Here is a 25,156-nt window from a genome sequence, read left to right as displayed (position 1 = left end):
GAAGAACTGCCAGAGGAGCGCCACAGCCAATGACTGATCTCGATCTGACACGCATCGGCTCGACATCGCATCCGGGCGATACCGAGTACTTCTTCTTCGGTGCGCCGGGCCAGGAGCTTTTCGGCAGCTATCATCCGCCGCGCTCGGACCGAACTCGAGATTCCGCCGTGTTGCTCTGCTATCCGTGGGGTAAGGAGTATCTGCCGTCGCACCGAGCCTTTCGGCAGCTTGCTGAGCTGCTGTCGGGACTCGGGTACCCCGTGCTGAGGTTCGACTACCGTGGCACTGGTGACTCGGCGGGGGACGGCGCGAGCGACGGCCTGTCAACCTGGATCGACGATATCGCCACGGCGCTGGATGAGCTTCGCGAACGAGCCATGCCTGAGCAGATCTGCCTGATCGGGCTGCGGCTCGGCGCCTCCCTGGCCATGCGAGCCAGCACCGAACATGATGATGTCAGCGGCCTGGTGCTCTGGCAACCGGTGCTTGACGGCGCCGAGTATCTCGCCGAGCTGCGAGAGCATCATCGCGCCATGCTCTGGCAGCATTTCCCATCCGTGCCAGACGCCGCGACCGGGGACGCCGTTCACGAGTTGTTGGGATTTCCGGTGTCTTCCGAACTGTTGCAGGATCTTCAGTCGTTCCGGCTCAGTTTGGCGCCAGCCTGGGCCAGTCCGCTGCTGATCGTCGACAATCTGCCTGAGTCTCGCCTGGACGCCTGGCAGCGGCAACGTGGCGACGATGGCCACGCTGTTGAGTATGCCGTGCTGCCCACGTTCACGATCTGGGGCGAGGACATCGATAAGGGGCTGGTGCCACGGCCCACGCTGGAGCGCATCGCGATGTGGCTGGAGGCCCAGTGTCCATAACAGAGCGCGTGGTCCGTTTTGGCCCTGGCGGGGCGCTCGTCGGCGTTGTGACGCACCCACCGGGCGCTGTGCAGCCGGGCTTTTCGCACGGCGTTCTCCTGCTGAGCGCCGGGCTCGTGCATCGGGTAGGCCCCAACCGACTGTATGTCAGTCTGGCGCGTGATCTCGCGGCGATGGGGTTGCCAGTGCTGCGCTTCGACTTTGCAGGTCTGGGGGACAGCGCGCGGCGCGACGAGCAGATGGCGCTTGAGAGCAGTGTGCTCGCCGACGTGGATGATGCGCTCGCCTTCATGCGGATGTCTCTCGGCGTGGATTCCTGCACGCTCGTCGGGCACTGTTCGGGAGCGTTCCTCGCCTGTTACGTTGCGCAGCAGGCTGCACAGGTTCGACAGGTGATCGCGCTGAACTATACGTCGCCGCTCGCGCCTGACTGGACGTCTGTGGACCGCGAGGAGAAAGCAGCACGGCTGTACTTTCGATACTACCTGGACGGAGCAATGAAAAGCCGTGAGAAGTGGCGCCGCTTTCTTTCCGGACAGGTTTCGTATCGCCGTATCTCCAGCAACCTGATACGCGGCATCCTACGTGGGGCTGCGCAAGCTGCGACGTTCAGGCTGAGGGCGGGCATCGCGGCTCGTCTTGGGCGGTCCGCACCGCTCACATCGTCGCAGGCCGCGGAGGCCAGCCCCCACGAGTCGCTCGATCTCGAGCGGCTGCTGGCGCGTGGTGTCGGCGTCTCCTTCGTCTTCTCCGAGCAGAATCCAGGGCGGGCGTACGTCAGTGCGAAGACGGCAGGACGCTTTGACGCGCTCGTTCGCGCGGGGCGTGTCGGCCTCCGCACGATTCCCGAGTCCGATCATGGTTTCAGCTCGCTGGCGGCGCAGCGCATTGTGCGTGATGCGGTGCGGCAGCTCGTGACCGAAGCGCGGACGCCTGCCTCTCCACAGTCGATGGCCTCAGCGCACTATGCGATTGGGTAGGGTGCTTCCCATGCTGTTTCTCGCGGTTGGAGCGACGATGCTGTTGCTCGGGAGCCAGTGGGGGAGCATACCCCTGCCCATCCCCGGCCGCGCACACCTCGCGGCGGGGGCAGACACTGCATCCGTCCGACCCACCGCCCTGCGAGCGGCGTCGGCTGCTTGCCGACCGGTCGGGCCGGATGTCGGGTTCGGCGTGCTCGGCGACAGCAACTCGGACGAGTACCGTGCTGACGACGCGCGCGGCGGCCCCTTCGCCTCGACCACGCTGAACTGGGTTGAGCAGCTTGTGCAACGACGGGGCCTGAACTTCGGGCCGTGGGGCGTCTGGGGTGAACCTCGACGGACGGGGTACGCATACAACTGGTCGCGCTCTGGCGCCACGACGGACGATATGATCCGCGGCGGACAGCACACCGGACTCGCCCAACAGATTGCCGCCGGACACGTTCAGTACGTGATCGTCCAGATCGGCGTGAACGATTTCCAGCTCTGGAGCGGTGGCTACGCTCGGGTTTACCATGGAACGCTGAGCGGCGCGGCGTTGGATGCCAGGCTTGACCGCATCGTCGAGAACTTCACCGTCGCGCTGGATACGGTGCTGGCCGCAGGCGACATCCATGTACTGGTGACCAGCATCCCAGATATGGGGCAAAGTCCCGAGGTGATTGCGTCCCACCCAGTTGCGAGCCAGCGACGTCTTGTCACCCAGGCAATCGACCGCGTGAATAGCCGTCTCGCCGGCCTGGCCGCGGACCGGACGGTACCGCTGGTGGACATGAATCGCTTTGGGCAGTCGTTGCTTCAGCAGGCTGACGGCACGTACCAGCTGCTGGTCGGAGGCGTTGCCGTTGACGCACTAACGTCGGGCAACGATCCCCGGCACTTCCGCCTTCAGGATGGCGCCGGCCATCCTGGGACGATCGCCAGCAGCATGATGGCGAATGAACTGGTTGTTCGCCCACTGCGTGAGCACTTCGGTGTGTGCATCGAGCCGTTTTCCGAGCAGGAGATGCTGGACATCGCCGGGCTTGGCGCCGGTCGCTGACCTGACGGCGCTGGCGAGCGCCCACACCGGCTTGCGAACCCAGATGTCTGGGACAGCGGTCGCGCGCGAGCCTGCCAGGCCCGTGCGCACTCCTCCAGCAGCAGATAGAACCCCGACGTGCCGGCCGGCTACGAGATCATCGGAAGCAGCAGTTGCGGCCCGACGCGCCGCGGGAGCGGATCCGCAGGCAGCGGCTCGGCCGCCGAGCTGAGGCCAGCCTTCCGCATCGAGCGCTCCGCGAAGCCGTAGCGCTCGCGGATCCGCTCGACGCGTGCATCCAGCGCCTGCTGGTACGCCTGGGGCGCCTCGCGGCCCGGGTAGGCGCGCTCGTAGCGAGGCAGCAGATCCGGGTGCTCGCGGTCCACGAACCCGAGGTACTGCTCCTTGACGACGGGCGCAAGCCGCAAGGTGCTGGTGCCGCCGTGCCGAGCGGGTTGGCACAGTCGGCCAGTGGGGGCGCCCTGAGTTCAATAGAGCCGAGATTCTGACACCCGACCGCCTACGATGCAGGAGCCACAGTGACCTCATCAACTATCTCGTCTACGGGCAGTCCTGCCGCCTGCACCGCCTTCAGAACGGCCGCCCAATCCGGCTCTGGTACCGGGATGCCCTGGCTTGACCGGCCTGCCGCCGTGCGGGCGCCGCGCATCCCGGGGGACAGCACCTCTTCGAAGCCTGGCAGTGGCCGTGCTGCCTGGATGTATTCGATCTGGCGGTCGGCCAGGCGCTCGAACACCTCACGCGACGCGAAATGCTCCGGGTCGATGGCGAGGTAGAAGACCGACTGCCCCCGAACATCGGGATCAGAGTTCTCGTGGGTAACCTCGCCGCCGACCGTTGTGCCCCCCAGCATGCCAGTCAGCACATGTACCAACAGCGCAATGCCTGACCCTTTGTGCCCACCAAATGCCAGCATCGCCCCATCGCCCGACCGCATCGGGTCTGTGATCCAGGCGCCATCGGCGTCGACGATCCAGCCCTCGGGCAACTGCTCCTGTCGACGACGAGCGCTGGCCAGTTTGCCGGACGCCGCCACGCTCGTGGCGATGTCTAGGAGGAGCGTCGGTGCGGATGCCGCAGGCGCAGCGTAGGCAAACGGGTTCGTGCCGAATACCGGCGTGCTGCTCCCGTAGGGGGCCACATTCGGCGACGTGTTGGCCGCCACCATGCCGATCAGTCCCTGCCGAGCAGCCAGATCCGCGAAGTAGCCGAGCATGCCGAGCGGGCCACCGTTGATCGTGACAACCGCTCCGACGCCCTGCTCGCGTGCCTTCTTCACCGCGACCTGCATCGCCTCGTAGCCGAGCATCGGCCCGGCCTGTCCGTTTGCCTTGAGCAAGGCTGACCCGCCGCTCTCGCGGACCACCACGTGGCGAGCACCTGGCGTTGTCTTCCCCTCCTGAAGGCTCTTGAGCATGCGGGGGACGATGTAGACGATTCCATGCGTCTCGGTGCCACGCAGGTTTGCGAACACTGCCGCCTCGGCGCAGTGCCGAGCCTCGTCGGCCTGCAGCCCAGCACGGGTCAGGACCGTCTCGATAAATGCGCCGAGTCGCTCGGCAGTGAACGTGGGCACGGGCATCCTCCTCCTGTGTGGCTCTGTAGACGGTGGGTTAGCGCCAGATTCGCTCGGTGCCGCCACGCAACGGCGTGGCTCGCGCCGCCCGAGCCTCGGATTCGAGCAGCACGTCGAGCTTGAGGTCGGTGCCTAGGCCCGGTGCCGTCGGCAGCTCGAACGACCCGTTCTCGAACTTCAGCGGCACAGTACAGATGGCATCCCGCATGCTCCGCTCCTCCTCCATCTGTTCGAGGATGAAGAAGTTCGGAATCGCGGCAGCCAGGTTGAGAGCCGCGAGCGTGCCGATGGGACCCGCCGAGTTATGGGGCGCCACGCTGATGTAGTAGGTGTCCGCCATGGAGCAAATGCGCTTGACCTCGGTGATGCCCGAGCAGTGGGTCAGGTCCGGCTGAATGATCCGGCAACCCTGCCCTTCGAGTAACTCGCGGTATTCCCACCGCGTGACGAGACGCTCGCCGGTGGCGATGGGGACGGGAAGCGTGTGCTGGAGTTCGACCATCGCCTTCGCGTTCTCGCAGGGGATTGGCTCCTCAAACCAGCCAGGACGGTATGGCAGAAACGCCTGGGCCGCGATTGGGGCCGTTCGCAGTGAGAGTTTCTCGCCGCACTCGACAAAGATATCCATCTCCGGACCAGCTTCATCGCGCGCGACCTCCATCAACTGCCGCGCCTTCTCGATGGCGGCGTTCTCATTCTCGCGGAGGCTCCGCTGATCGAACGGACTCCACTTGAAGGCATCGAAGCCGCGCCGCTTGACCTCGCGGACCTGCTCGCGCACCTTCTCAGGGGTATCCGCGCCGATGAGCCAGTGGCTGGCGTATGCACGGATGCGATCCCGGTATGGCCCACCCAGCAGCCGGTATGACGGCACGCCGAGGCGCTTGCCTTCAAGATCCCAGAGGGCGATGTCGAGCGCGGCCTGGGCCGTCGTCTGGATCGCACCGCCCCGCCAGCGCCAGGCGTGGTACATCCGGAGCCAGTGACGCTCGACGCCGCCGGGATCCTCCCCGATCAGGACCGCTCCCAGTTCGTGGACGGCGCTCTCGACCGCCTTGACGGCGCCCGCGAGCGAGGCCTCGCCCCAGCCGTACAGGCCATCGTCAGTCGAAACTTTGACGAAGACCCAGTTCTTCCACTCACCCCAGAAGGTGAGTGTCTCGATGCGGTCAACTTTCATGACTATCCTCCTCCGCGTCGCTGCGGTCGGTTGCCAAGCAGCGTGGGAGCCCTCGTTGGCCGGCACTGGCTCGCCGGCACGCTCCTGGGAATAACGTCCGCCGTGGACGATAATCGTAGGGCCGCTGTGGGGGGCGTTCTGTCGGCCGGCCGACAAACGCCGGTGGCACAGGAGACGCAGCACCAGGGAGGGACGGCGTGAACGCCACGAGGGCGCTACGTCCGGTGAGGGACAGCCTTGTCCGGCCCGTCGAGGTGTGGCGACAGGTCGCCTACGAGAGCTTCGCCGAATTTGGGCAGCTACGCCCGTATCGACGCAACGCGTTTATCTTCCTTCAGGGCGAGCAGCCCACGGCCGCCTACGCCGTCAAGTCCGGCCGTGTCGAGCTGCTGAGCATCTCGGAGTCTGGGCGCGAGATCGGACACTCGATCCGTCATCCACACGAGGTGTTCGGCATCGCGGAGATCCTGCTCGGGCACGAGCGGGCGCGAAGCATGCGCGCCCTCGACGATATCGAGCTGTGGGTGGTCCCAAGAGATGTGCTGTTCACGCTCATCGTCGACCGGCCCGAGATCACGCTGGCCCTGCTCAACAGCGCGCTCCATCGGGGCATTGAGCAGCAGACGATGAAGACGAGCCTCATCGGGACCTCGGCTCGGCGACGGGTGGCGGCGTCGCTGGTCTATCTGGCGCGGCGCAGCGGAGCGGCGCTGGACCATGCAACGTCCATCGACATTCGGGTGACGCACGAGCAGTTGAGCCGCCTCTGCGGCATGACGAGGCAGACGGTTACCAGTGAGCTTGACCGTCTGGAATCTGAGGGATTCCTGGCCCTCAGGTCACGGGCCATCGTCATTCAGGAGTGGGTCGGCTTGCAGGAGTGCGCCGAGCTCCGCCCGTGATCGCCTGAGCCTCCGGGGCGGCGCCGCCAGGAGGCATCCAGCGGGTCGGCAGGCGCTAATTCGACGTATCCGCGTGTTTGTCGGCGCGACGACAAACGGACGCTGACCGGTACCCGTATGCTGGGCTGGTCGCTGGGGCCACGACGAGCCTCGGCTGTGGTCAAGGAGCCACTACGTCCGTATGACTGCCTACATTGCTCGGCGCCTCGTGCACTCGGTGTTTGTGCTGCTGGGGCTGGCAATCGTCATCTTCGTGGTGACGCGCACCGTCGGCGATCCCGCGCGACTGATGCTCCCCATTGAGGCCACCGAGGAGCAGTACCAGAGCCTGCGGGCTGAGCTTGGCCTGGACAACCCGCTGTACGTGCAGTTCCTGGGCTTCGCCGGAGACCTCGTGCGCGGCGACTTTGGTCTCTCGATCTGGCAGCGGGTGCCAGCCCGACAACTGGTGCTGGAGCGGATTCCGGCCACGCTGCTCCTGGCCGTCTCAGTGATTGGCTTCTCGCTGGTTGTGGCGGTGCCGATGGGCGCGATGTCGGCGTTTAGCCCGCGCTCGTTCGTCGACCGGCTGACCACGACGCTGGCCATCGTCGGCGTCTCGATGCCGACTTTCTGGCTCGCGCTGATGTTGATCATTCTGTTTGCCGTCCAGCTTGGATGGTTCAAGACGTCTGGCTACGGCGGCGTGGAGTATCTCGTCCTGCCAGTCCTGGCCCTGGCCGTCAACCACATCGGCCGGATCGCCCAGGTGGTGCGGTCCTGCATGCTGGACGAATTGAGCAAGGCGTACGTGGTGACGGCGCGCTCAAAGGGCCTGCCGGAGCGGATCACCGTCTATCGTCACGTGTTGCGCAACGCGGCCATCCCGGTCATCACGCTCGCCGGCGACGAGATCGCGGGCCTCGTCAACGGGTCCGTCGTGATCGAGGTGATCTTCGGCTGGCCAGGGATCGGATTGCTGGCGATCAGCGCCATCGAGCGTCGGGACTTCCCGCTGATTCAGGCCGACGTCTTGATCGTGGCCACGCTGGTCGTGGCGATCAATCTGGCAGTCGACCTGACGTACGCCTACCTCGACCCGCGCATTCGGTACAAGTGATGGAGGCTGCGCGACGATGAATCCGACAGCCGAGATCCTGACTGAGCCGTCCTCAGCCCCGCGCCTCGAAGGCGCCAGTCTGGCCGCTCGGCTGTCCGTGTTGCTCCGCGCGCTCGTCCGTGAGCCGATCAGCCTCCTGGCAGCCGTCTTTCTCATCGTCCTCCTGGCCATGTGCGCCAGCGCCGACCTGCTGGTGTCCGTCTGCGTCCTCCCTGCACCCAACGCCCAGAGTCTGCTTCTGCGTAACTCGGCGCCCGGCTTTGCGCGGGATGGATCGTTCCACCTGCTCGGCACCGATCAACTGGGACGTGACGTGCTGTCTCGCGTGCTGGTTGGCGCGCGGGTGTCGCTGAGCGTCGGGCTGGCCACGGTGATCTGCTCAGGTCTGATTGGCGTCACAGTCGGGCTGGTTGCCGGCTTCTATCGCGGGAAGGTCGACGATCTGCTGATGCGCCTCGTCGACATTCAGATGGGGTTCCCGTCGCTGCTGCTCGCGCTGATCGTGCTCTACACGGCCGGGCCGGGCTTCCAGAACCTGATCATCGTCCTGGCCCTGACGCGGTGGATGGTCATGGCCCGGGTGACGCGGGCGATGGCGCTGTCGGTCCGAGAGTCGCCGTACATCGAAGCGGCACGGGTCGTCGGCGCGAGCGACGGGCGGCTGATGCTGCGACATATGCTGCCCAACCTTCTCTCGCCGATCCTGGTGCTGGGCACGCTGGAGTTTGCTCGCGCGATGCTCTCGGAAGCGGCCCTCAGCTTCCTGGGCGTCGGCATCCAGCCGCCAGAATCGTCCTGGGGCTTGATGCTCTCTCAGGGCCGTGAGTACATCACGACGGCCTGGTGGCTCGTCGGCTTTCCGGGCTTCGCCATCTTCCTCACGACGCTCTCGGTGAACCTGCTCTCGACGTGGCTGCGTGCCGTCAGCGATCCCGTCCAGCGATGGCGCTGGCTGAACGTCTGAACGCCGCGCTGGCCACGCCAGCCCCGACAGGAACCGTCAACTCACGGCAGACCTCCTCGTCAGAGTTGTCGGCCGGCCGACAGAAATCGTCCCCGACCCCCCCTATGCTCACGGCAGGAACCGAAACCTCGCTTCAAGGGAGAGGCAAGATGCGACTGTTCTCGCCGCGCGCTCGACGCGTTGTTCTTGCGGCGCTGGTCGCGACAATGGTGACCGGCTGCGCTCAGCCCACACCACCCGCCGCAACAACGGCGCCCGCGAAACCCGCCGAGGCGGTCTCGCCGGCCAGGCCGACCGAGGTGGCGAAGTCTGCCGAGGCCGCGAAACCCGCCGAGGCGGCGAAGCCCACGGTGGCTCCCGCCGCCGCGAAGCCAGCCGAAGCGGCCAAGCCAGCAGCCGCCCCGAGGGGCCAACTGGTCATCGCCGTCGAAGGCGAGCCTGAGAACGGCTTGATGCCGAAGATGGGCTGCTCCCTCCTTGCCGACTTCACCGTCCGCAACATCTACGAATCGTTGACCAGTATCGACAACGACGGCAAGATCGTCGGGCTACTCGCTGAGAGCTGGCAACAGACCAGCCCCACGACCTGGCGCTTCAAACTTCGGCAGGGGATCAAGTTCCAGAACGGTGAGCCGATGAATGCCGACTCGGTGGTGGAGACCGTCGACCATGAGCTGAACCCGTCGACGCGTACGAACCGCTGCAACGGCGACTATTCGACGCTCGGCTTTCCGGCCACGAAGGTGGATGACTACACCGTCGATCTCACGACCACTGCTCCGGACCCGATCCTGCCGAATAAGCTCATCAAGTTCAAGATCGCGCCGGCGAAGTGGCTCAAGGAGACGTCGGAAGACAAGATGTCGGTGACGGCCGTCGGCACCGGCCCGTACTCCCTGAGTGACTGGCAGCGTGGCAGCTACATCACGCTCAAGGCCAACCCCGAGTACTGGGGCACGCCAAAGCCGACTATCGCCGAGGTCAAGATCATTCCCCGCAAGGAAGCTAGCGTCCGCGCTTCAATGGTCCAGGCTGGCGAGGCGCAACTGGCATTCTCGATCCCGACAGAGATGGCGAAGCAGATGCCGAAGTCGGTGGTCGAGAAGACCACCGAGATGGTCGGTATCCGCCTCAACACCGAGCACCCGGCGCTGAAGGACATCCGTGTTCGCCAGGCCATTGCGTACGCCATTGACACCAACATGCTGATGGAGGCGTTCTACCCGGGTTTCTCCACCAGCGCGAATGGTCAGATGGTGCGCGGCCAGTCGTTCGGCTCCAGCCCGACCCTCAAGCCGTATCCGGTTGATGCTGCAAAGGCGAAGCAACTGGTGCAGGAGGCCGGGGCAAGTGGCACGGCACTCGAACTGGTGATCCGTGAGGCGAACTTCGCCCGCATCTCGGAACTGGGCGAGGCGGTGGCGAACGCGGTGAGTGCGAGCACCGGCCTCAAGATGACGCCTCGGATCATGGAAGCCGGCCAGTGGCGGGAGACGCTGTTCGCAGTCAAGCCGGGCGAGAAGCGATCCGACACGTTCATGACGGCAGCGTCCAACCCGACGTTCGATTCATCGCGCGTGATGGACGCCTACTACGGCTGTGAAGGTCGCTTCTCCCACTTCTGCGACGAGGCATTCACCAAGAAGATGGCCCAGGCATCTGCTGCCAGTGGCGACGAGCGGCGGAAGTTGTACGAAGAGCTGTGGAAGACCGCCTACGACAACTACTGGGTGCTGCCGCTCTTCGGGCTGGACTACATTCACGGTGCGTCGGCGAAGCTCGTCTGGACGCCGCGAACCGACAACCTGTGGAAGTTCAACGAGATGCAGCTTCAGGACTGACTGTAGCGTCGCCGACGCTCACGTCGTGGTCCCGCTTGCCTGGCGCGAGCGGGACTGCCCCGTGTGTGCAGGAGGGGAGGGTGCCATGCGTCTCGCGATTGACGAGCGCTATCGAGAGGCGGTAGACGGACGCTTCGTCGGCCACGATATCGTGTTCGTGCGGACCGAGACGACCGCGGCTGATGTCTTGATCGACCAGATTCGGGATTGCGAGATCCTCCTGTCGGGTCGGTCTGGCCCGTACGTGCTCAGCCGCGAGATGATCGAGCAGCTTCCGAACCTCCAGTTGCTGGTCAAAGGTGGCTCCGGAGCGGACCATTTTGATGTCGAGGCGCTCAGCGATCACGGCATCCTGCTGACGCTGAATGTCGGGATGAATGCGTCGTCGGTCGCCGACCACATTCTGATGCTCACGTTACTCTGCCTGCGAAATGCGGCGCGCGACATCATCAACATGCGGATGGGCATCTGGGACCGTGTCGATCCGCCACGACCACCGTATGAACTGGCCGGCAAGACGGTTGGTATCATCGGGCTGGGGCACATCGGCCTGCACGTCGCGAAACGCGTGGCAGGCTTCGGCGCCCACTCCATCTCCTACCAGCGGACCTCCCGACCGGACGGCATGATTCTGGCGGGCATCCGCTCCGTGTCCCTTGACACCCTGCTCCGAGAGTCAGACATCGTGGTGCTGTGCGTGCCGCACACCAGGGACACCGACCGTATGATCGGCGAGCGTGAGCTGAGCCTGATGAAGCCAACGGCCATCCTGATCAATGCCGCCCGTGGGCGAGTCATCGACGAGTCGGCCCTCTACCGAGCGCTCGCCGAGCGTCGCATCCTGGCGGCCGGACTGGACACCTTCGAGGTCGAGCCGACTCCACCGGACAATCCGTTGCTCGCACTCGACAACGTCGTCGCGACGCCCCATGTGGCCGGTGGTTCTTTCGAGAGCGAGCAGTACAAGACCCCGTTGACGCTCGACAACATCGACCGTTTCCTGGCTGGCGAGCGCCCACACCGGCTTGCGAACCCAGATGTCTGGGACAGCGGTCGCGCGCGAGCCCGCCAGGCCCGTGCGCACTCCTCCAGCAGCAGATAGAACCCCGACGTGCCGGCCGGCTACGAGATCATCGGGAGCAGCAGTTGCGGCCCGACGCGCCGCGGGAGCGGGTCCGCAGGCAGCGGCTCGGCCGCCGAGCTGAGGCCAGCCTTCCGCATCGAGCGCTCCGCGAAGCCGTAGCGCTCGCGGATCCGTTCGACGCGCGCATCCAGCGCCTGCTGGTACGCCTGGGGCGCCTCGCGGCCCGGGTAGGCGCGCTCGTAGCGAGGCAGCAGATCCGGGTGCTCGCGGTCCACAAACCCGAGGTACTGTTCCTTGACGACGGGCGCAAGCCGCAAGGTGCTGGTGCCGAGAAAGGCCGCTCGGTGCTCGGCGGCCGCCTGCGCGACCGCCTCCAGCGAGGCCGACGAGTCCGTCAGCCCGGGCAGGATCGGCGCGAGCAGCACCCCCGCCGGCACGCCTGCCTCGTTGAGCCGCTGCATCACCGCGAGCCGCTTGAACGGGTTTGCCGTGCCCGGCTCGATGGTGCGCCAGAGGTCCAGATCGACGGTCGTGATGGTGAAGAAGATCCTGACCTTCGCCTGCCGGGCCAGCGGGGCCAGGATGTCCAGGTCGCGGAGGACCAGCGGCGACTTCGTCACCATGCCGAGCGGGTTGGCACAGTCGGCCAGGGTCTCCAGGCAGGCCCGCGTGACTCGGAAGCGCCCTTCGGCCGGCTGGTAGCAGTCCGTCACCGTCCCGAGCGACACCAGCTCGAACGACCACGACGGCCGCCGCAGCTCGCGCCGCAGCACCTCCGCGATGTTGGACTTGACCAGGATCCGGGTCTCGAACTCCCGCCCGGCATCACCGTGCCCCGCCAGTTGATAGTGCGAGCGGGCATAGCAGTACACACAGGCGTGCACGCACCCCGCGTACGGGTTCAACGACCATTTGAACGGCATCCCCTGGACGCGGTTGAGGGCCGATTTGCACTGGATCGGGACGTACTCGGGGCGAGGCATGCCTCCAGCATAGCACAGATGTTCTGAATGCGCGACACTGTTGGCGCTCTCGTGCGTGCGACATCCTCATGCGGATCGTCGGCGTGTCACAATGCCGTGCACGGTGAGCAAGGGGGCACAGGCGTGGCCGCGGCGGGGAGCAGCCTCGGCGACGGTCCCGAGCAAGCAGGCGACCGTGCGCTGCATCGGCGGCTGCTGCTCGCCGTCGCCCGCCGGCCCGCGTAGTACGATCCGACGAAGGCCTCGCTCCTCGGCTACCTGCACATGGCCACCCGGCGGGACGTGATGAACGCCGTCCAGAAGGAGCGGCGGCCGGTGGACTGAGCGAGCATACACTGGCGACGGGCAGGGGCTGGCGTGGGGAGCTGGCGGAGGGTGTGCCTGACGATGCCCCCGTCGATCCGATGCCGACGGCCGTGCCGCGGCCAGGGCGAAGCGGGCAGTTGACCTGTCAACCAAGTTAGACTAGACTAGAGTTGAATTCGGCGAGTGGTGGGTGCGGCGCCTCTGCTGCTCGCGTCGGGGGCCTTGCTCATGCCTGTGTCTCGCTCGCCCTCACCTCAACTCACGGTCGCGCTCTACGTCCTGGCCGCCCTGCTCTCGGTCGGCGTCGTCGCCGGGCACTGGCTCGGCCTGCTGCCCGTCCCGCTCGACGCCACCGAGCTGCTGGCCTTCGTCACGGGCGCCTGGACGGTCTGGCTGGCGGCCCGCAACAACGTCTGGAACTGGCCGATTGGCGTCGCCAACTCGGCCCTCTTCGTCGTCCTGTTCTTCGGCGCGCGCCTCTACTTCGATATGAGCCTGAACGTCTTCTACGTGCTCTCGGGCCTGTGGGGCTGGTGGGCCTGGACCTACGGCGGGGCCGGCCGCACCGAGAAGCCGATCGGCCACGTCGGCCCGCTCGAAGCGGTCGGCGTCCTGGCTGGCGGCGCGGCCCTGACCGCCCTGATGTGGCACGGCGGCATCCTGCTCGACAGCGCCGCGCCGGCCCTGGACGCCATCACCACCGGCATCAGCGTGGTGGCGCAGTGGCTGCTGATGCGTCGCTTCGTCGAGAACTGGTACGCCTGGATCGCCGCGGACATCATCTACGTGCCGATGTACGTCTCCCGTGAGTTGCCGCTGACCGCCGTCCTCTACGCCGTGTTCCTGCTGGTGTGCCTGCGCGGGCTGGTGGAGTGGCGCGCCATCATGCGGCGGCAGCAGTCCGCGCGTACGACTGTCATCCCGGCCCTGGCCGTCCGGGAGGCTGGCGCATGACGCGCTGGCAGCACGGCCTGATCGTCGGGAAGCTGCGCCCGCCGCACACGGGCCACAGCTACCTGATTCGCACCGCCCTGGAGCAGGTCGAGCGGCTGACGCTGGTGGTCTGCCGCCACGCCTCCGACACGATCCCGGTCGAGCTGCGGGCCGACTGGCTCCGCGAGCTGTTCCCGACGGTGGACGTCCGCATCTGGGACTCCGCCGACCACGACCCGCACGACTCGGCGCTCTGGGCGCGGCTGACGCGGGAGTGGCTGCCCGGCGCGCCGGACGTGGTCTTCACCTCCGAGAGCTACGGCGAGGCCTACGCGGGCTACCTCGGCTGCGATCACGTCTGCCTGGACCCCGACCGTACGACCGTCCCGATCTCGGCCTCGCAGATTCTGGCTCGGCCGCTGGCCCATCTCGACTACCTGGAGCCGCCGGTACGGGCCTATTTCGTGCCGCGCGTGGTGCTGGTCGGGGCGGAATCGACCGGCAAGACGACCCTGGCTCGAGCATTGGCCGCCCACTACCAGACGGCCTGGGTTCCCGAGTACGGCCGGCCCTACTGGGATGGCCTGCTGCCGTCGGCCGCCACGGCCTACAGCACCCAGGACTTCGTGCACATCGCGCGGACCCAGCAGGCGATGGAGGACATGCTCGCCCGACATGCCAACCGTGTCCTGATCTGCGACACCGACGCCTTCACCACCTGGCTCTGGCACGAGCTGTACATGGGCCAGGATGCGCCGGCCGTCCGGCAGATCGCCGAGCGCCACCGCCACGTCCTCCACATCCTGACGGGCGAGGAGATCGCCTGGGAGGATGATGGCACCCGCGATCAGCCGCACCGCCGCGCCTGGTTCCAGAGCCGTTTCCGCGAGGAGCTGACCCGCTCGCACCGACCGTTCGTCGAGGTGCATGGCCGCCCCGACGAGCGGCTGGCCGCCGCCACGGTCGCCATCGACCGCCTCCTGTCCGACGCCGACCCGGAGACGCCTCCTGGCTGCACGCCAACCCTGGAATAGAACACGCTGGCTGAGAATCATCGGTAGTTGCGTCCGGTAAGACCTCACTCCCAACCCGCTGCGCGGCGCACATATCGACTTCGCCGACATCATCTCCGACGCGGAGAGGGCAGCACACGGAGAACGGGTCAGCCTCCCACCCGTCCGTCGGGTGGGAGATCTGGAGCGCCGCGGTAATTCGTCACTCGTCGTCAAGCCCCGACCCGGGGAGCGCTACCGGTTCAGCTCCCGCGCGATCAGGTCCGCCGCGATCTCGACCGTCCGCCGGACCGGCCAGCTGCCGCCCAGCGGGCTCAACTCCCGCCCGATCATCTCAGGATCGCCGCCGTTCCGCATCTGGTAGAGGATCGCCGGCACCCGGTCCGCGTACCGCCCCACCTCGCGGAACGCCTTCCGTGGCTCGGTCGGCATCCAGCGGGCGGTCTGGGCCGCCATGTCGAGCGCCGACTGGGCCCGGGACCCGTGCGAACGCCCCAGCAGCGCGGCCTCGACCTCGGCGGTCGTGAAACGCGGCTGCTGCACCTTGCGCGCGGGCATCAGCGTGGCCGGGGCGTGGAGACGGTCGAGCAGGCCGCGCGGCCCGGCCAGGCTCGGGCGCAGCGCGGCGAGGCCGGCGCGTGGGAAGCTCGGCATCCCGCGCCCCTCCACCAGCGTCCCCAGCGGATCGAACAGCCCGCGCTGCCCGCCGATCAGCAGCAGCGCCACGATGCCGAAGATGCCCATGTTCATCAGCACCAGCAGGGCCGGGCTGATCTGGATCAGTGCGCCGGCGATCAGCGGGCTGGCCGCCCAGCCGAGCGTCGCCGCGCTCGACGTCAGGCTGACCATCTGGCCGCGCCGCTCCGGCGAGCAGCTTGCCGCTACCGCCGCGTAGGCGAGCGTCGGGCCGGCGCCAGCCAGCGCCGCCAGCAGCACCCGCAGCCCGATGAACTGCCAGTAGGTCGTCACGAAGAGCATCGGCGCCAGAATCAGGACGGCCAGTGCCGCCATGCCGGCCATCAGGGTCATCGCGGACCAGCGGCCGGTCAGCCGGCCGGCCACCGCTGCCGAGATCGTCGCGGCGAGGTATACCAGCGAGAGGCCGACGCCGAACACCATCGCGAAGTGCTCGTCCGCCACGCCCAGCCGCTCCAGCTCGATCGGGAAGAGGATCAGGAAGCTGCCCTCGATGAACTGGAGCAGGAAGGCGGCCGTCAGGGCCACTGCGATGCCGACGCCGAGCGCGCCGGCCGAGCGGGACTGCTCGCGGGTGGTCGGGCGCACGGGCGGCTCGACCAGGGCCGGCATGTCCGTGAACAGCACGTGGATCAGGCCGAGCGCCAGGACGAAGATCAGCGCGGCCAGGACGAACGCCTCGCGCATGCCGAGCATCGAGCCGAGCACGCCGCCCATCAGCGGGCCGAACATCGCGCCGGCGGTCTGCGCCGCCTGGAGCGTGCCGACCGCCGGGCCAAGCTCGCGCCGGGGGGTGGTTGCCGTGATCGCCGCCAGGGCCGCCACCGAGACGCCGCCGAGGCCGCCGACGACGGCCCGCAACGCCACCACATGCCACGCCGTCGAGGCCACCGCCATCAGCCCGATGCCGATGCCGATGCACACTACCGACCGCTCGAGCATCGCCTTGCGACCGAATCTGTCGCCGATCGCCGTCCAGATCGGGGCGGTCAGCGCCGTCATCAGGGGCGCGACGCTGATCGCCAGGCCCAGCCAGAGGCCGGCGCTGGCAGCATCACCGCCAGTGACCTCGCGGAGGAGGACCGGCAGGAACGGCATCACGACCATGAAGCCGACGGAGGCTAAGAACGAGACGACGCTGATGGCGATGAGATTACGGCGCCGCTCGGCTGCCGCTCCGGTCGCACCGCGCCCGAGCGAGAACGCCGAGACCATACGTACCATGAGGGGGAAGACCTACACCCGTAAAAGTTTGTGCCTGCAAAACAGGGCCGGTTCAACCTAGGAGCTGAACGCCCCTCTTCGCAGGCCTACGGGGTAAGCATTGGGCTCGGACGGAAGAGGCTGCCCTAGACGCTTGCGCGTCATTCGCCCTGGAGTCGGTTCCCCCGCCCCTTGCACATGCACATCATCGTCATGAGAAAGGGCTCGGCCGTAGCGGGTGGGTGGACCCGCCACAGGGAGTATAACGCGCGGATCGTCGAAAAAGTTCCGGCCGGATGGGGTTGTGATGCCGTCCTGCGCGACAGGCCGTCGATCCGGCGCGGCGCGGGCAGCCGTCACCAGCAGCTCTGGCTGCTCCAGACGGCCCGCCGCACGCTGCCGATCAGGTCTTCCAGCTCGAACGGCTTCGGCACGATCTCGCAGCCGAGGCTGGTCAGCTCCTGCCGGTAGATGCTGGTGAGGTCGTCCGCCCCCGAGCAGATGACGACCGGCGTGCGGCGCAACTGCCGGTCCGCTGCCAGCAGCCGCACCAGCTCCATGCCGCCAAGCCCCGGCAGCCTGAGGTCGAGGACGATGGCGTTTGGCGCGAGCACCCGCACCTGATCGAGCCCCAGCGGTATCCGCCGCAGCTGATGAACGTCGTACCCTTCGAGCGTGAGCAGGTCGCCGAGGAGATCGAGAATCTCGGGCTCGTCCTCAATGATCAGGACGCGGGCCACGCGCACCTCCAGTGAGCCGATCCGCGCAGACTCCAGCCGGAGCCTGCGCTAGTATCGGGCTACTGGATCGGTTCTGGCACGCGGACGATCACCAGCCTGGGCGCCTGCCCTTCGCGGACCACCTTGCCCCGCGAGTCGATGGCCGAGACGCCGAAGTCGTTGTCGTTGACGACGGCGAGGGTGGTCGGATCGATGAACGCCAGCCCCTCGAACTTGTCGGGGCTGAACCCGAGCCTGGCCAGATCCACCACCATCGACTTCTTCAAGTAGGCGACGCCGGCCTTCTTGAGATCGGACTCGCTGGCCTGCTCGACGGTCTTGCCGTCGATCTTGTCCTTGTCGGTAATGTCCGTCGCGCCCTCGATATCGACGAGGTAGACCTTCTTGTGGCTGCCGCCCTCGGCGCTGTCGCGCTCGCCGACCAGGAAGCGGGTCCGGCTCACGGCTGCGATATCACCGATCTTGATCTCGTCCTGGTCTTTTGCGCCAACTTCTGATGCCGACTGCGACTGGTAGATGTAGATGCCGGCCAGCTTCGGGTTGTCCCCGTCGGACGTATCGAAGACGGCCACCCGGATGTGGCGGGATGCTTCGCCGGCCTTCGCGTCAGGGTAGAGCAGCGGGCTCTGGAGCATCACGAAGAGGCGCGTGCCGTCTGGCGAGATCGAGATGCCCTCGAAGCCACGATTCGGCTTGCGCTTGCGGAAGGTCTCCGGCAGCAGCTCGCGCACGGCCACGCCGGGCATCGACAGCCCCAGCCCCTTCGGCGTGATCCGCATCAGCAGGGTGCCGTCCGCCGCCACGTGCACGATGCTCGGGCCGTACTCGTCGCCCAGCCAGAAGCTGCCGTCACGCGAATCGTAGGCGATGCCCTCGGTGTCCACGCCGTACGGGTCGGTGCCGTACGCCTCTTTGCCGTCCGGCGAGTACGCTTCCTCACCCGCGCCGTCGAAGGCCGGCAAGCCGGTGATATCCTGGGTCTTCGTCACCGGATCGGTGTAGCCGTTCGGCGTCTTGAGGGTGATCTGGTCCGCGACCTGGAGCTTGCCGCTCTCCAGCTTGAGCTTCAGGATGCGCGGCGTGTAGTGAGGCAGCGGGAAGGCGATCTCCTTCTTCCCGTCCACCTTGATCTCGCCGTTCGGGCCACGGTCGGTGGTGGTGAAGAAGACGGTCCCGCTCGGGTCGGGCGCGACCAGCCCCGAGAAGCCGCCGATCTTGAAGCCGTTCTGCAGCTCCGGGGCGTTCTCCAGCCGCACGTCCGTGGAGACCATCGCCGCCGTGACGGCCGGGCGGGTCGAGGGCGGCACGGCAGCGGCGGTCGAACCCTCGGCGGCCCCGCCGGAGCGCGCGTTGGCCGTGGTCCCGCCAGAGGCCGGCGCGCTGGCGGCCGAGGCGGCGCTCGCGGCCACTGACGGCTGCTGGCTCGCGGCGGGCGGCGGGGCCGCCGCCACCACGGTGCCGGCCGGGGCCGGATCGGGGTCCGGGACGGGCGCGAGTGCCAGCATCGCGTCGAGCCGCGCCGACATCTGGACGGCGTACCCGAGCGCCTGATCGAAGGACGTTGCGGCGGACGGACCGGAGAGGACCGCGCCGATCAGGTGGCGGCCGAAGCGGAAGACGTAGCCGTAGCCCGCGTTCGACGGGCCGCCGGCCGCTGTGCCGCTCGCCTCGAAGCCGATGGCCTCGTCGCCGAGCAGCGGCACGTCGCGGAGGGTCCAGCCGGCCGCCTGGAGGGCGTCGCGGGTCGCCACGAGCGCCTGGGCGCTGGCCTTGCCGGAGGCGGTGCGGGCGGCAGCCATCCGGATCTCGGCCGGCCCGGAGCCGGTGGCAGCGCTCTGGCGCAGGAAGACCGCGTCGTACGTGGCGGTGCCGTCGGGGCGCTCCTGCAGCGCCGTGCGGCCGGCGTCTGACGCGTAGCCGGGCAGCTCGCTGCCCTGCAGCACGATCGAGCGCAGGTCCGGCATCGGCCCCGCCGCGAACGTCGTCTCGGCCCGCCCAAGCGGGCTGCTGACCGTCCCGAGCACCAGCAGCAACGCCACCGCGAGCCGCCAGACCAGCGGCGCGCGCCGCGCCGCACCCCGTGCACCCACTCGTCTCGCCTGCTTCAATCCCGACCTCTCCGTGATTCGCCTGCCCTGCGCCGTCACGGTGCCCGCCGTGTGTCCTGGCGCCCCTGGTCTGTCTGCTTCCCACGATCTGCGCCCCTTCCCAGGAGGCAGAACGCTGCTGGAACCAGATAGCCCATCACCATACGGTAGCCGGTGGGCCGTGTCAACGTCATTCATGTCCAGACCCGGTCTTCTGATGGTTGTTGCTGGCGTCCCTGGCCCTGGCCGGCTGGACGTGTAGTACCATGCCGGCCGTGAGAACATATCTCCTGAAACGGTCCTTGTCCCTCGTTCCGACCCTGGTTGGCGTGACGATTCTGGTCTTTTTGATGGTGCGGATGATCCCTGGCAGCATCGTGGAGCAGATGCTCGGGGCGGAGGCCCGCGCCACCGAGGAGACGAAGGCGCAGATGCGCGCCTTCTTCGGGCTGGATCAGCCGCTGCACATCCAATATGCCCACTGGGCTGGCGGCATCGTGCAGGGCGACCTCGGCAAGAGCTGGCGGCTGGGCCTGCCGGTCTCGCAGCTGCTCGGGAACGGTCTCAGCGTGACGCTGCAACTGACGCTCGGGGCGCTGCTGATCGCGCTGATCGTCGGCATCCCGCTGGGCGTGCTGTCGGCGGTCAAGGAGAACACCCCGCTCGACCATGTCGCGCGGATCGCCAGCCTGTTCAGCCTCTCGATCCCGATCTTCTGGCAGGCGGCGATGCTGATCCTGGCGTTCTCGATGTGGTTCAACTGGGTGCCGCCCGTCGAGTACGCCTCGCCGCTCAAAGACCCGGTCGCCAATCTCAAGCAGATGATCCTGCCGTGCATCGTGCTGGGCACGGTCGTGGCGGCCCAGGTGATGCGGATGACCCGCTCCTCGCTGCTGGAGATCATGCGGCAGGACTACGTACGGACGGCCCGCGCCAAGGGGCTGGCCGAGCGGATCGTGGTGAGCCGCCACGCCTTCAAGAACTCGCTGATCCCGATCATCACCGTGATCGGCGTGCAGGTCGGCTACCTGCTCGGCGGCGCGGTGGTCACGGAAGAGGTCTTCACCCTGCCGGGCGTCGGCCGGCTGATGCTGAACGCGGTCTACCAGCGGGACTACCCGCTGATCCAGGGCGCGATCCTGTTCATCGCCGCGCTGTTCATGCTGAGCAACCTGCTGGTGGATCTGTGCTACGCCTATCTCGACCCGCGCATTCGGTACGACTGATGGCCGCCGATCACACGTTTCACCCCACCAGCGTTCACCCCCCCGAGGTGGCAGCATGGTGACGACGGCCTCCGCGGCAGCAGTGGCCGGGCCGGTCGGCCGCATGCAGCGCACCCGGCTCCAGCGGACGATTCGCATCATGACGCGCAATCGGCTGGTGCTGGCTGGCGCGATCATGGTCGTCGGCCTAATCGTGACGGCAGCGCTGGCTGGCCTGATCGCGCCGTACAGCCCCATCGCCAACAACGTCCGAGCAGCCACGCAGCCTCCATCCGGTCTCTACCTCTTCGGCACGGACCGCTTCGGCCGTGACGTCTTCAGCCGGGTCATCTGGGGTAGCCAGACGACGCTGCTGGTCGCGGTGTGCAGCGTCACGATTTCGGCGCTGTTAGGTGTAACGCTCGGTCTGGTCAGCGGTTTCTACGGCGGCTGGACCGACACGATCATCGGCCGCATCTTCGACGTGCTGTTCAGTTTTCCGGCCTTGCTGCTGGCCATCGGCATCGCCGCGATGCTCGGCCCGGGCCTGACCAACGCGGTTATCGCGATCTCGGTGGTGTACGCGCCGCTCTTCGGGCGGGTGATTCGCGGCCCGACGCTGGTGGAGCGGGGCAAGGAGTACGTCGAGGCCGCGCGGGTGCTCGGCGCGCCCTCCTGGCACGTGCTGCTCTTCCACGTCTTCCCGAACGTGCTGTCGCCGCTGACGGTCCAGGCGACGATCACCTTCTCGCACGCGATCCTGCTGGAGGCGTACCTCAGCTTCCTGGGCCTCGGGCCGCAGCCGCCGACGCCCTCCTGGGGCTCGATGCTGCAGGAAGGGCGGACGTTCTTGGAGACGGCGCCCTGGATGAGCATCTTCCCCGGCCTCGCCATCGTAACCGCCGTGCTGGCGTTCAACCTGCTGGGCGACGGCATCCGCGACGTGCTGGACCCCCGCACCCGCGCGGAATAGGTGCTGGGTTTCGTGGATCGTGGATCGGGGATCGTGGATCGTGGATCGTGGATCGTGGATCGTGCGAATGTTGGGGTGAAAGCATGCAAATCGCAATTGTCATCCTGAGCGCAGCGAAGGATCTCACCCGCTGACGTGAGCGTTGAGCGCTAACGGATGTTGCGAGAGTTGACGGTCAGCAGATGACGCGAACTTGACGGTCAGCGGGTGAGGTCCTTCGCTGCGCTCAGGATGACATGGGGGAGTTGCGTGTTTGCTACGATGCCGCAGCGCGCGTCAGCAGGCATACTTCCACGATCCACCCCCGAAACCCGAAACCCGAAACCCCAAATCCTGAAACCTGAAACCCAGCATCCACGGAGGGACCATGGCAGAGGGGCCGCGTCTCGGATTCATTGGCACCGGCAACATGGGCCGCCACATGGCTCGGCACCTGCTGGAAGCCGGCCATCCGCTGACCGTTCACGACACCCGCCGCGCCGCCGCCGAAGCGCTCGAAGGGGCCGGCGCAGGCTGGGCCGAGTCGCCGGCCGAGCTTGCCGAAGCGAGCGACATCGTCTTCACGTCACTGCCGGGGCCGCCGCAGGTCGAAGCCGTCGCCCTGGGCGAGCGCGGCGTCCTGGCGAATCTGCCGGACGGCGGCATCCTGGTCGATCTCTCGACCAACTCCCCGACCGTCGTGCGGAAGCTGGCCGAGGCCGGCGCAGAACGCGGCGTCGCCGTACTCGATGCGCCGGTCTCCGGCGGGGTGTTCGGCGCGGAGTCCGGGCGGCTGGCGATCATGGTCGGCGGCGACCGCGCAGCCTTCGACCGCTGCAAGCCCCTCTTCGACGCCATCGGCGACCACGTCGTCTACTGCGGAGCCTCGGGGACGGGATCGGCCACCAAGCTCGTGAACAACATGATCTCCCTGAGCTTGAACATGCTGCTCGGGGAGGCGTTGGCGCTCGGCGTGAAGGCCGGGGTGGACCTCGCCACGCTGGTGGACGTGGTCCAGAGCAGCAGCGGGGCGACCTGGAAGCTCGGCAACAACTACCCGAAGTTCCTGTTCAAGGGGAACTTCGAGCCGGGCTTCGCGCTCGATCTCGGGGCGAAGGACTTGCGGCTCGGCACCTCGCTCGCCAAGGAGCTGGGGATGCCGCTCGACATCGCCAACCTTGTCGAGCAGCGATTCATCGAGGCGCAGTCACGCGGCTGGGGCGGCCTGCACGCCGACGTGGTGGTCAAGCTGATCGAGGAGCGCGTCGGCGTGGAGCTACGTTTGCCCGAGTAGAGGCCCTCACCCCCAGCCCCTCTCCCTGTGCGCGGGAGAGGGGAGTTGGTCGGGGCTTGCGCACCATTTCCAGGCATTGTCCAGGCGAGCGACGACCATCGTTTGCGCGCGCTCCCCCTCTCCCGCGCACAGGGAGAGGGGGTCGGGGGGTGAGGGCTTCGCCTCCGGCTACGCGTCCAGCCAGGTTGTGACCAGGCCCTGCATGAACGTGGACGGATTTGACTCGTAGCCCTTGACCCGCTTCTTGGTGACGGTGATGACGTCGCCCGAGAAGAGCCAGATCTGCGGCACCCGCTCGACGAGGAGCTTCTGCACGCGGGTGTACAGATCCTTCCGCTTCGGGATGTCCGTCAGCCCCTTGCCCTCGTCCAGCAGCTTGTCGACGTCGTCATCCTTCCAGTTGTTCTGGTTGACGCCCGAGACGTCGGCCGGGGCCGAGCGGATGCGGTTGTAGAGGAGCGTATCGGGGTCGGCGTTGCCGCCGGTGATGTTCATCGTCGTCGTGAACTGCTTGCGGTTGAACCGCTCCAGCCAGACGCCGTACTCGTACTGCTTGATCTCCAGCTCGATGCCAGCCTTCTTGACCTGATCCACGATCACCTGCGAGCCGGTGACCATCGTCGGGAAGGTCGGGATCACTTCCAGCTCGGACTTGAAGCCGTTCGGGAAGCCGGCCTTCGTCAGCAGCTCCTTGGCCTTGGCGATGTCCGGCTTGTACTCCGGCAGGCTGGCCGGGTCGAGCGCGTACTCCGAGAGGGCTGGCGGGATCGGCGCGATCAGCGAGCCGAGGCCCGAGGCTGCCACCTGCATCACCTCGGCCCGGTCGATGGCGTAGGAGAACGCCTGCCGGACCTCCAGCTTGCCCCACGGCTCCATCGCGTGGTTGATGTTCACGTAGTCGTAGCCGAGGCGCGGGCCACGGACCACGTCCAGGGTGTTGATCCCCTTGACGATCTCGAAGTTCTTGTTGTCCTCCAGCATCGCCATGTCCACATTGCCGCTGCGGAGCTGGGCGATGATGGCCGACTCTTCCGGGATGACCTGGAAGGTGATGCCGTCCAGGAAGGGCTGGCCCTGGATGTAGTAGTTCGGGTTCTTCTTCAGCTTGAGCGTCTGGTTCGGGATCCACTCTTCGAGCATGAAGGGGCCGCTGCCGCCATCGGCGTTGGCAAGGTCGCCGTTCGCCTTCTCGACGACCTCCTTCGCCACGATGCCGCCCCAGGCGGAGGCGAGGCTCGCCAGCAGGCCGGAGTCCGGCGCCGAGAGGTTCAGCACCACGGTGTACGGGTCTGGCGTGTCCACGCCGGTGATGGCGCGCAGCAGGCCCGCGCCCTGTGAGGCCGTGGCCGGATCCTTGATCCGCTCGATGGAGTACTTCACGTCGGCGGCGACCAGCTCGCGGCCGTTGTGGAACTTGATGCCCTTGCGGAGGTTGAAGGTGTACTGCTTGCCATCGCCAGAGACGGACCACTTCTCGGCAAGATCCGGCTGGATGCGCATGCCGGCGTCCGTCTGCACGAGGTAGCTGTAGATGTTCTGCGTCACGCGCTGGCGGGAGACGGCGTTGACGCGGTGCGGATCGAGGCTCGGGGCCTCCGTCGTCTTGGCAACGACGAGGATACCGCCACGCTTGCCAGGCTCGGCGACGGGCTTGGGCGCAGCAGCGGCAGGCGCGCCGGCCTGGGCGGCCTGGGCGGCCGGCGAGGCTGCTGGCGATGCAGCCGGGGAGGCCGCGGCGGCGGGTGACGCGGCTGCAGCCGGCGAGGCTGCTGCTGGAGCAGCGGCGGCCGGGGAAGCGGCAGCAGCCGGGGCGGCCGGCTTGGGCGCTTCCGTAGGCTTGGCAGCCGGGGTCGGCGGGTTGGGCGGGGCGGCTCCCGAGCCGCACGCCTGAAGAAGCCCGGATGCCAACAGCGTGCCGGTCAGCAGCAGGCCGCCGCGCAGGAACTGGCGACGCGGCAGCCGGCCGCGCAACTCGACACGTTCGGAGCTCGCCATGCTAGGCCCCCCACATTCATCGACGGCAGGGCCGCCGGAAGGGCGGTTCGTCCCTGACCGTTAGGCGGATGATAGGGGCGCGGCGAACGAGTGTCAACGGCCGGCAGAATGGGTCGTGGGTCGTGGGTCGTGGGTCGTGGGTCGTGGGTCGTGGGTCGTGGGTCGTGGGTCGTGGGTCGTGGGTCGTGGGTCGTGGGTCGTGGGTCGTG

Annotated in this window: 21 protein-coding genes; 13 read left to right on the top strand and 8 right to left on the bottom strand. The window is 67.3% G+C overall.

All coding sequences use genetic code 11. The features are described from left to right. Positions 1-29 precede the first annotated feature (29 nt). The 3 genes from IT306_09440 (at position 30) to IT306_09430 (ending at position 2,894) form a co-directional block, all read left to right on the top strand. On the top strand, positions 30-869 hold the full coding sequence (locus tag IT306_09440) for an alpha/beta fold hydrolase (protein ID MCC7368635.1): 840 nt from the start codon (positions 30-32) through the stop codon (positions 867-869). Next, entirely contained in the window at positions 860-1,849 is a 990-nt protein-coding gene (locus tag IT306_09435; protein MCC7368634.1) for an alpha/beta fold hydrolase, read from the top strand. The genes IT306_09440 and IT306_09435 overlap by 10 nt, the downstream gene beginning before the upstream one ends. Before the next feature lie 193 nt (positions 1,850-2,042). After that, positions 2,043-2,894: a hypothetical protein gene (locus IT306_09430; protein MCC7368633.1), complete on the top strand. Its 852-nt coding sequence runs from the start codon at positions 2,043-2,045 to the stop codon at positions 2,892-2,894. Between the two features lie 128 nt (positions 2,895-3,022). Here IT306_09430 and IT306_09425 read toward each other — a convergent pair whose 3' ends face one another. The 3 genes from IT306_09425 to IT306_09415 form a co-directional block, all read right to left on the bottom strand. After that, positions 3,023-3,301, bottom strand: a complete 279-nt coding sequence (locus IT306_09425) for a hypothetical protein (protein MCC7368632.1) — start codon at positions 3,299-3,301, stop codon at positions 3,023-3,025. A gap of 92 nt (positions 3,302-3,393) precedes the next feature. After that, complete coding sequence (locus IT306_09420; protein ID MCC7368631.1) at positions 3,394-4,470, bottom strand: Ldh family oxidoreductase; 1,077 nt, start codon at positions 4,468-4,470, stop codon at positions 3,394-3,396. A gap of 37 nt (positions 4,471-4,507) precedes the next feature. Further along, positions 4,508-5,650: a mandelate racemase/muconate lactonizing enzyme family protein gene (locus IT306_09415; protein MCC7368630.1), complete on the bottom strand. Its 1,143-nt coding sequence runs from the start codon at positions 5,648-5,650 to the stop codon at positions 4,508-4,510. Between the two features lie 224 nt (positions 5,651-5,874). Between IT306_09415 and IT306_09410 the strand changes: the two genes are divergently transcribed. The 5 genes from IT306_09410 (at position 5,875) to IT306_09390 (ending at position 11,558) form a co-directional block, all read left to right on the top strand. Then, a complete protein-coding gene (locus tag IT306_09410) occupies positions 5,875-6,552 on the top strand; it encodes a Crp/Fnr family transcriptional regulator (protein MCC7368629.1) in 678 nt (225 codons plus the stop codon). A 181-nt stretch (positions 6,553-6,733) separates the two neighbouring features. Beyond that, positions 6,734-7,651 (top strand): ABC transporter permease, encoded by a 918-nt coding sequence (locus IT306_09405; GenBank protein MCC7368628.1) that lies wholly within the window; start codon positions 6,734-6,736, stop codon positions 7,649-7,651. Between the two features lie 91 nt (positions 7,652-7,742). Then, a complete protein-coding gene (locus IT306_09400) occupies positions 7,743-8,615 on the top strand; it encodes an ABC transporter permease (protein MCC7368627.1) in 873 nt (290 codons plus the stop codon). Positions 8,616-8,764: 149 nt separating this feature from the next. After that, positions 8,765-10,456, top strand: coding sequence for a hypothetical protein (locus tag IT306_09395; protein ID MCC7368626.1), 1,692 nt, complete (start codon positions 8,765-8,767; stop codon positions 10,454-10,456). Positions 10,457-10,541: 85 nt separating this feature from the next. Continuing rightward, complete coding sequence (locus IT306_09390) at positions 10,542-11,558, top strand: 2-hydroxyacid dehydrogenase (GenBank protein ID MCC7368625.1); 1,017 nt, start codon at positions 10,542-10,544, stop codon at positions 11,556-11,558. 20 nt (positions 11,559-11,578) lie between these two features. Here the strand turns inward: IT306_09390 and IT306_09385 are convergent, their stop codons facing one another. Beyond that, positions 11,579-12,523 carry a radical SAM protein gene (locus IT306_09385; GenBank protein MCC7368624.1) on the bottom strand — a complete coding sequence of 315 codons (945 nt, stop codon included), beginning with the start codon at positions 12,521-12,523 and terminating at the stop codon, positions 11,579-11,581. A gap of 534 nt (positions 12,524-13,057) precedes the next feature. Between IT306_09385 and IT306_09380 the strand changes: the two genes are divergently transcribed. Together IT306_09380 and IT306_09375 are read left to right on the top strand one after the other, a co-directional pair. Further along, complete coding sequence (locus IT306_09380) at positions 13,058-13,783, top strand: nicotinamide mononucleotide transporter (GenBank protein MCC7368623.1); 726 nt, start codon at positions 13,058-13,060, stop codon at positions 13,781-13,783. Next, on the top strand, positions 13,780-14,796 hold the full coding sequence (locus tag IT306_09375; GenBank protein ID MCC7368622.1) for an AAA family ATPase: 1,017 nt from the start codon (positions 13,780-13,782) through the stop codon (positions 14,794-14,796). Before IT306_09380 ends, IT306_09375 begins: the two co-directional genes overlap by 4 nt. A 213-nt stretch (positions 14,797-15,009) precedes the next feature. On the opposite strand, the gene IT306_09370 is transcribed toward IT306_09375, so the two are convergent. The 3 genes from IT306_09370 to IT306_09360 all read right to left on the bottom strand — a co-directional run bounded on the left by IT306_09370 (position 15,010) and on the right by IT306_09360 (position 19,504). Continuing rightward, a complete protein-coding gene (locus tag IT306_09370) occupies positions 15,010-16,695 on the bottom strand; it encodes an MFS transporter (protein ID MCC7368621.1) in 1,686 nt (561 codons plus the stop codon). A 335-nt stretch (positions 16,696-17,030) separates the two neighbouring features. Next, positions 17,031-17,414, bottom strand: coding sequence for a response regulator (locus IT306_09365; protein ID MCC7368620.1), 384 nt, complete (start codon positions 17,412-17,414; stop codon positions 17,031-17,033). 59 nt (positions 17,415-17,473) lie between these two features. Continuing rightward, positions 17,474-19,504 carry an esterase-like activity of phytase family protein gene (locus IT306_09360; protein ID MCC7368619.1) on the bottom strand — a complete coding sequence of 677 codons (2,031 nt, stop codon included), beginning with the start codon at positions 19,502-19,504 and terminating at the stop codon, positions 17,474-17,476. A 263-nt stretch (positions 19,505-19,767) separates the two neighbouring features. Between IT306_09360 and IT306_09355 the strand changes: the two genes are divergently transcribed. From IT306_09355 to IT306_09345, 3 genes are all read left to right on the top strand, one after another. Then, positions 19,768-20,727, top strand: a complete 960-nt coding sequence (locus IT306_09355; protein ID MCC7368618.1) for an ABC transporter permease — start codon at positions 19,768-19,770, stop codon at positions 20,725-20,727. A gap of 55 nt (positions 20,728-20,782) precedes the next feature. Beyond that, a complete protein-coding gene (locus tag IT306_09350; protein MCC7368617.1) occupies positions 20,783-21,679 on the top strand; it encodes an ABC transporter permease in 897 nt (298 codons plus the stop codon). A gap of 367 nt (positions 21,680-22,046) precedes the next feature. Then, the gene (locus IT306_09345) at positions 22,047-22,952 is read left to right on the top strand and encodes an NAD(P)-dependent oxidoreductase (GenBank protein ID MCC7368616.1); all 906 of its coding nucleotides are present in this window, start codon (positions 22,047-22,049) and stop codon (positions 22,950-22,952) included. A gap of 168 nt (positions 22,953-23,120) precedes the next feature. Here IT306_09345 and IT306_09340 read toward each other — a convergent pair whose 3' ends face one another. After that, positions 23,121-24,947 (bottom strand): hypothetical protein, encoded by a 1,827-nt coding sequence (locus IT306_09340; GenBank protein ID MCC7368615.1) that lies wholly within the window; start codon positions 24,945-24,947, stop codon positions 23,121-23,123. Between the last annotated feature and the right edge of the window lie 209 nt (positions 24,948-25,156).

The sequence above is a fragment of the Chloroflexota bacterium genome (assembly GCA_020850535.1).
In the GTDB taxonomy this organism is placed as follows: Bacteria; Chloroflexota; UBA6077; order UBA6077; family JACCZL01; genus JADZEM01.
Note: the sequence above shows the minus strand (reverse complement) of the source record. Positions and strands in the feature narration are given on the sequence as shown.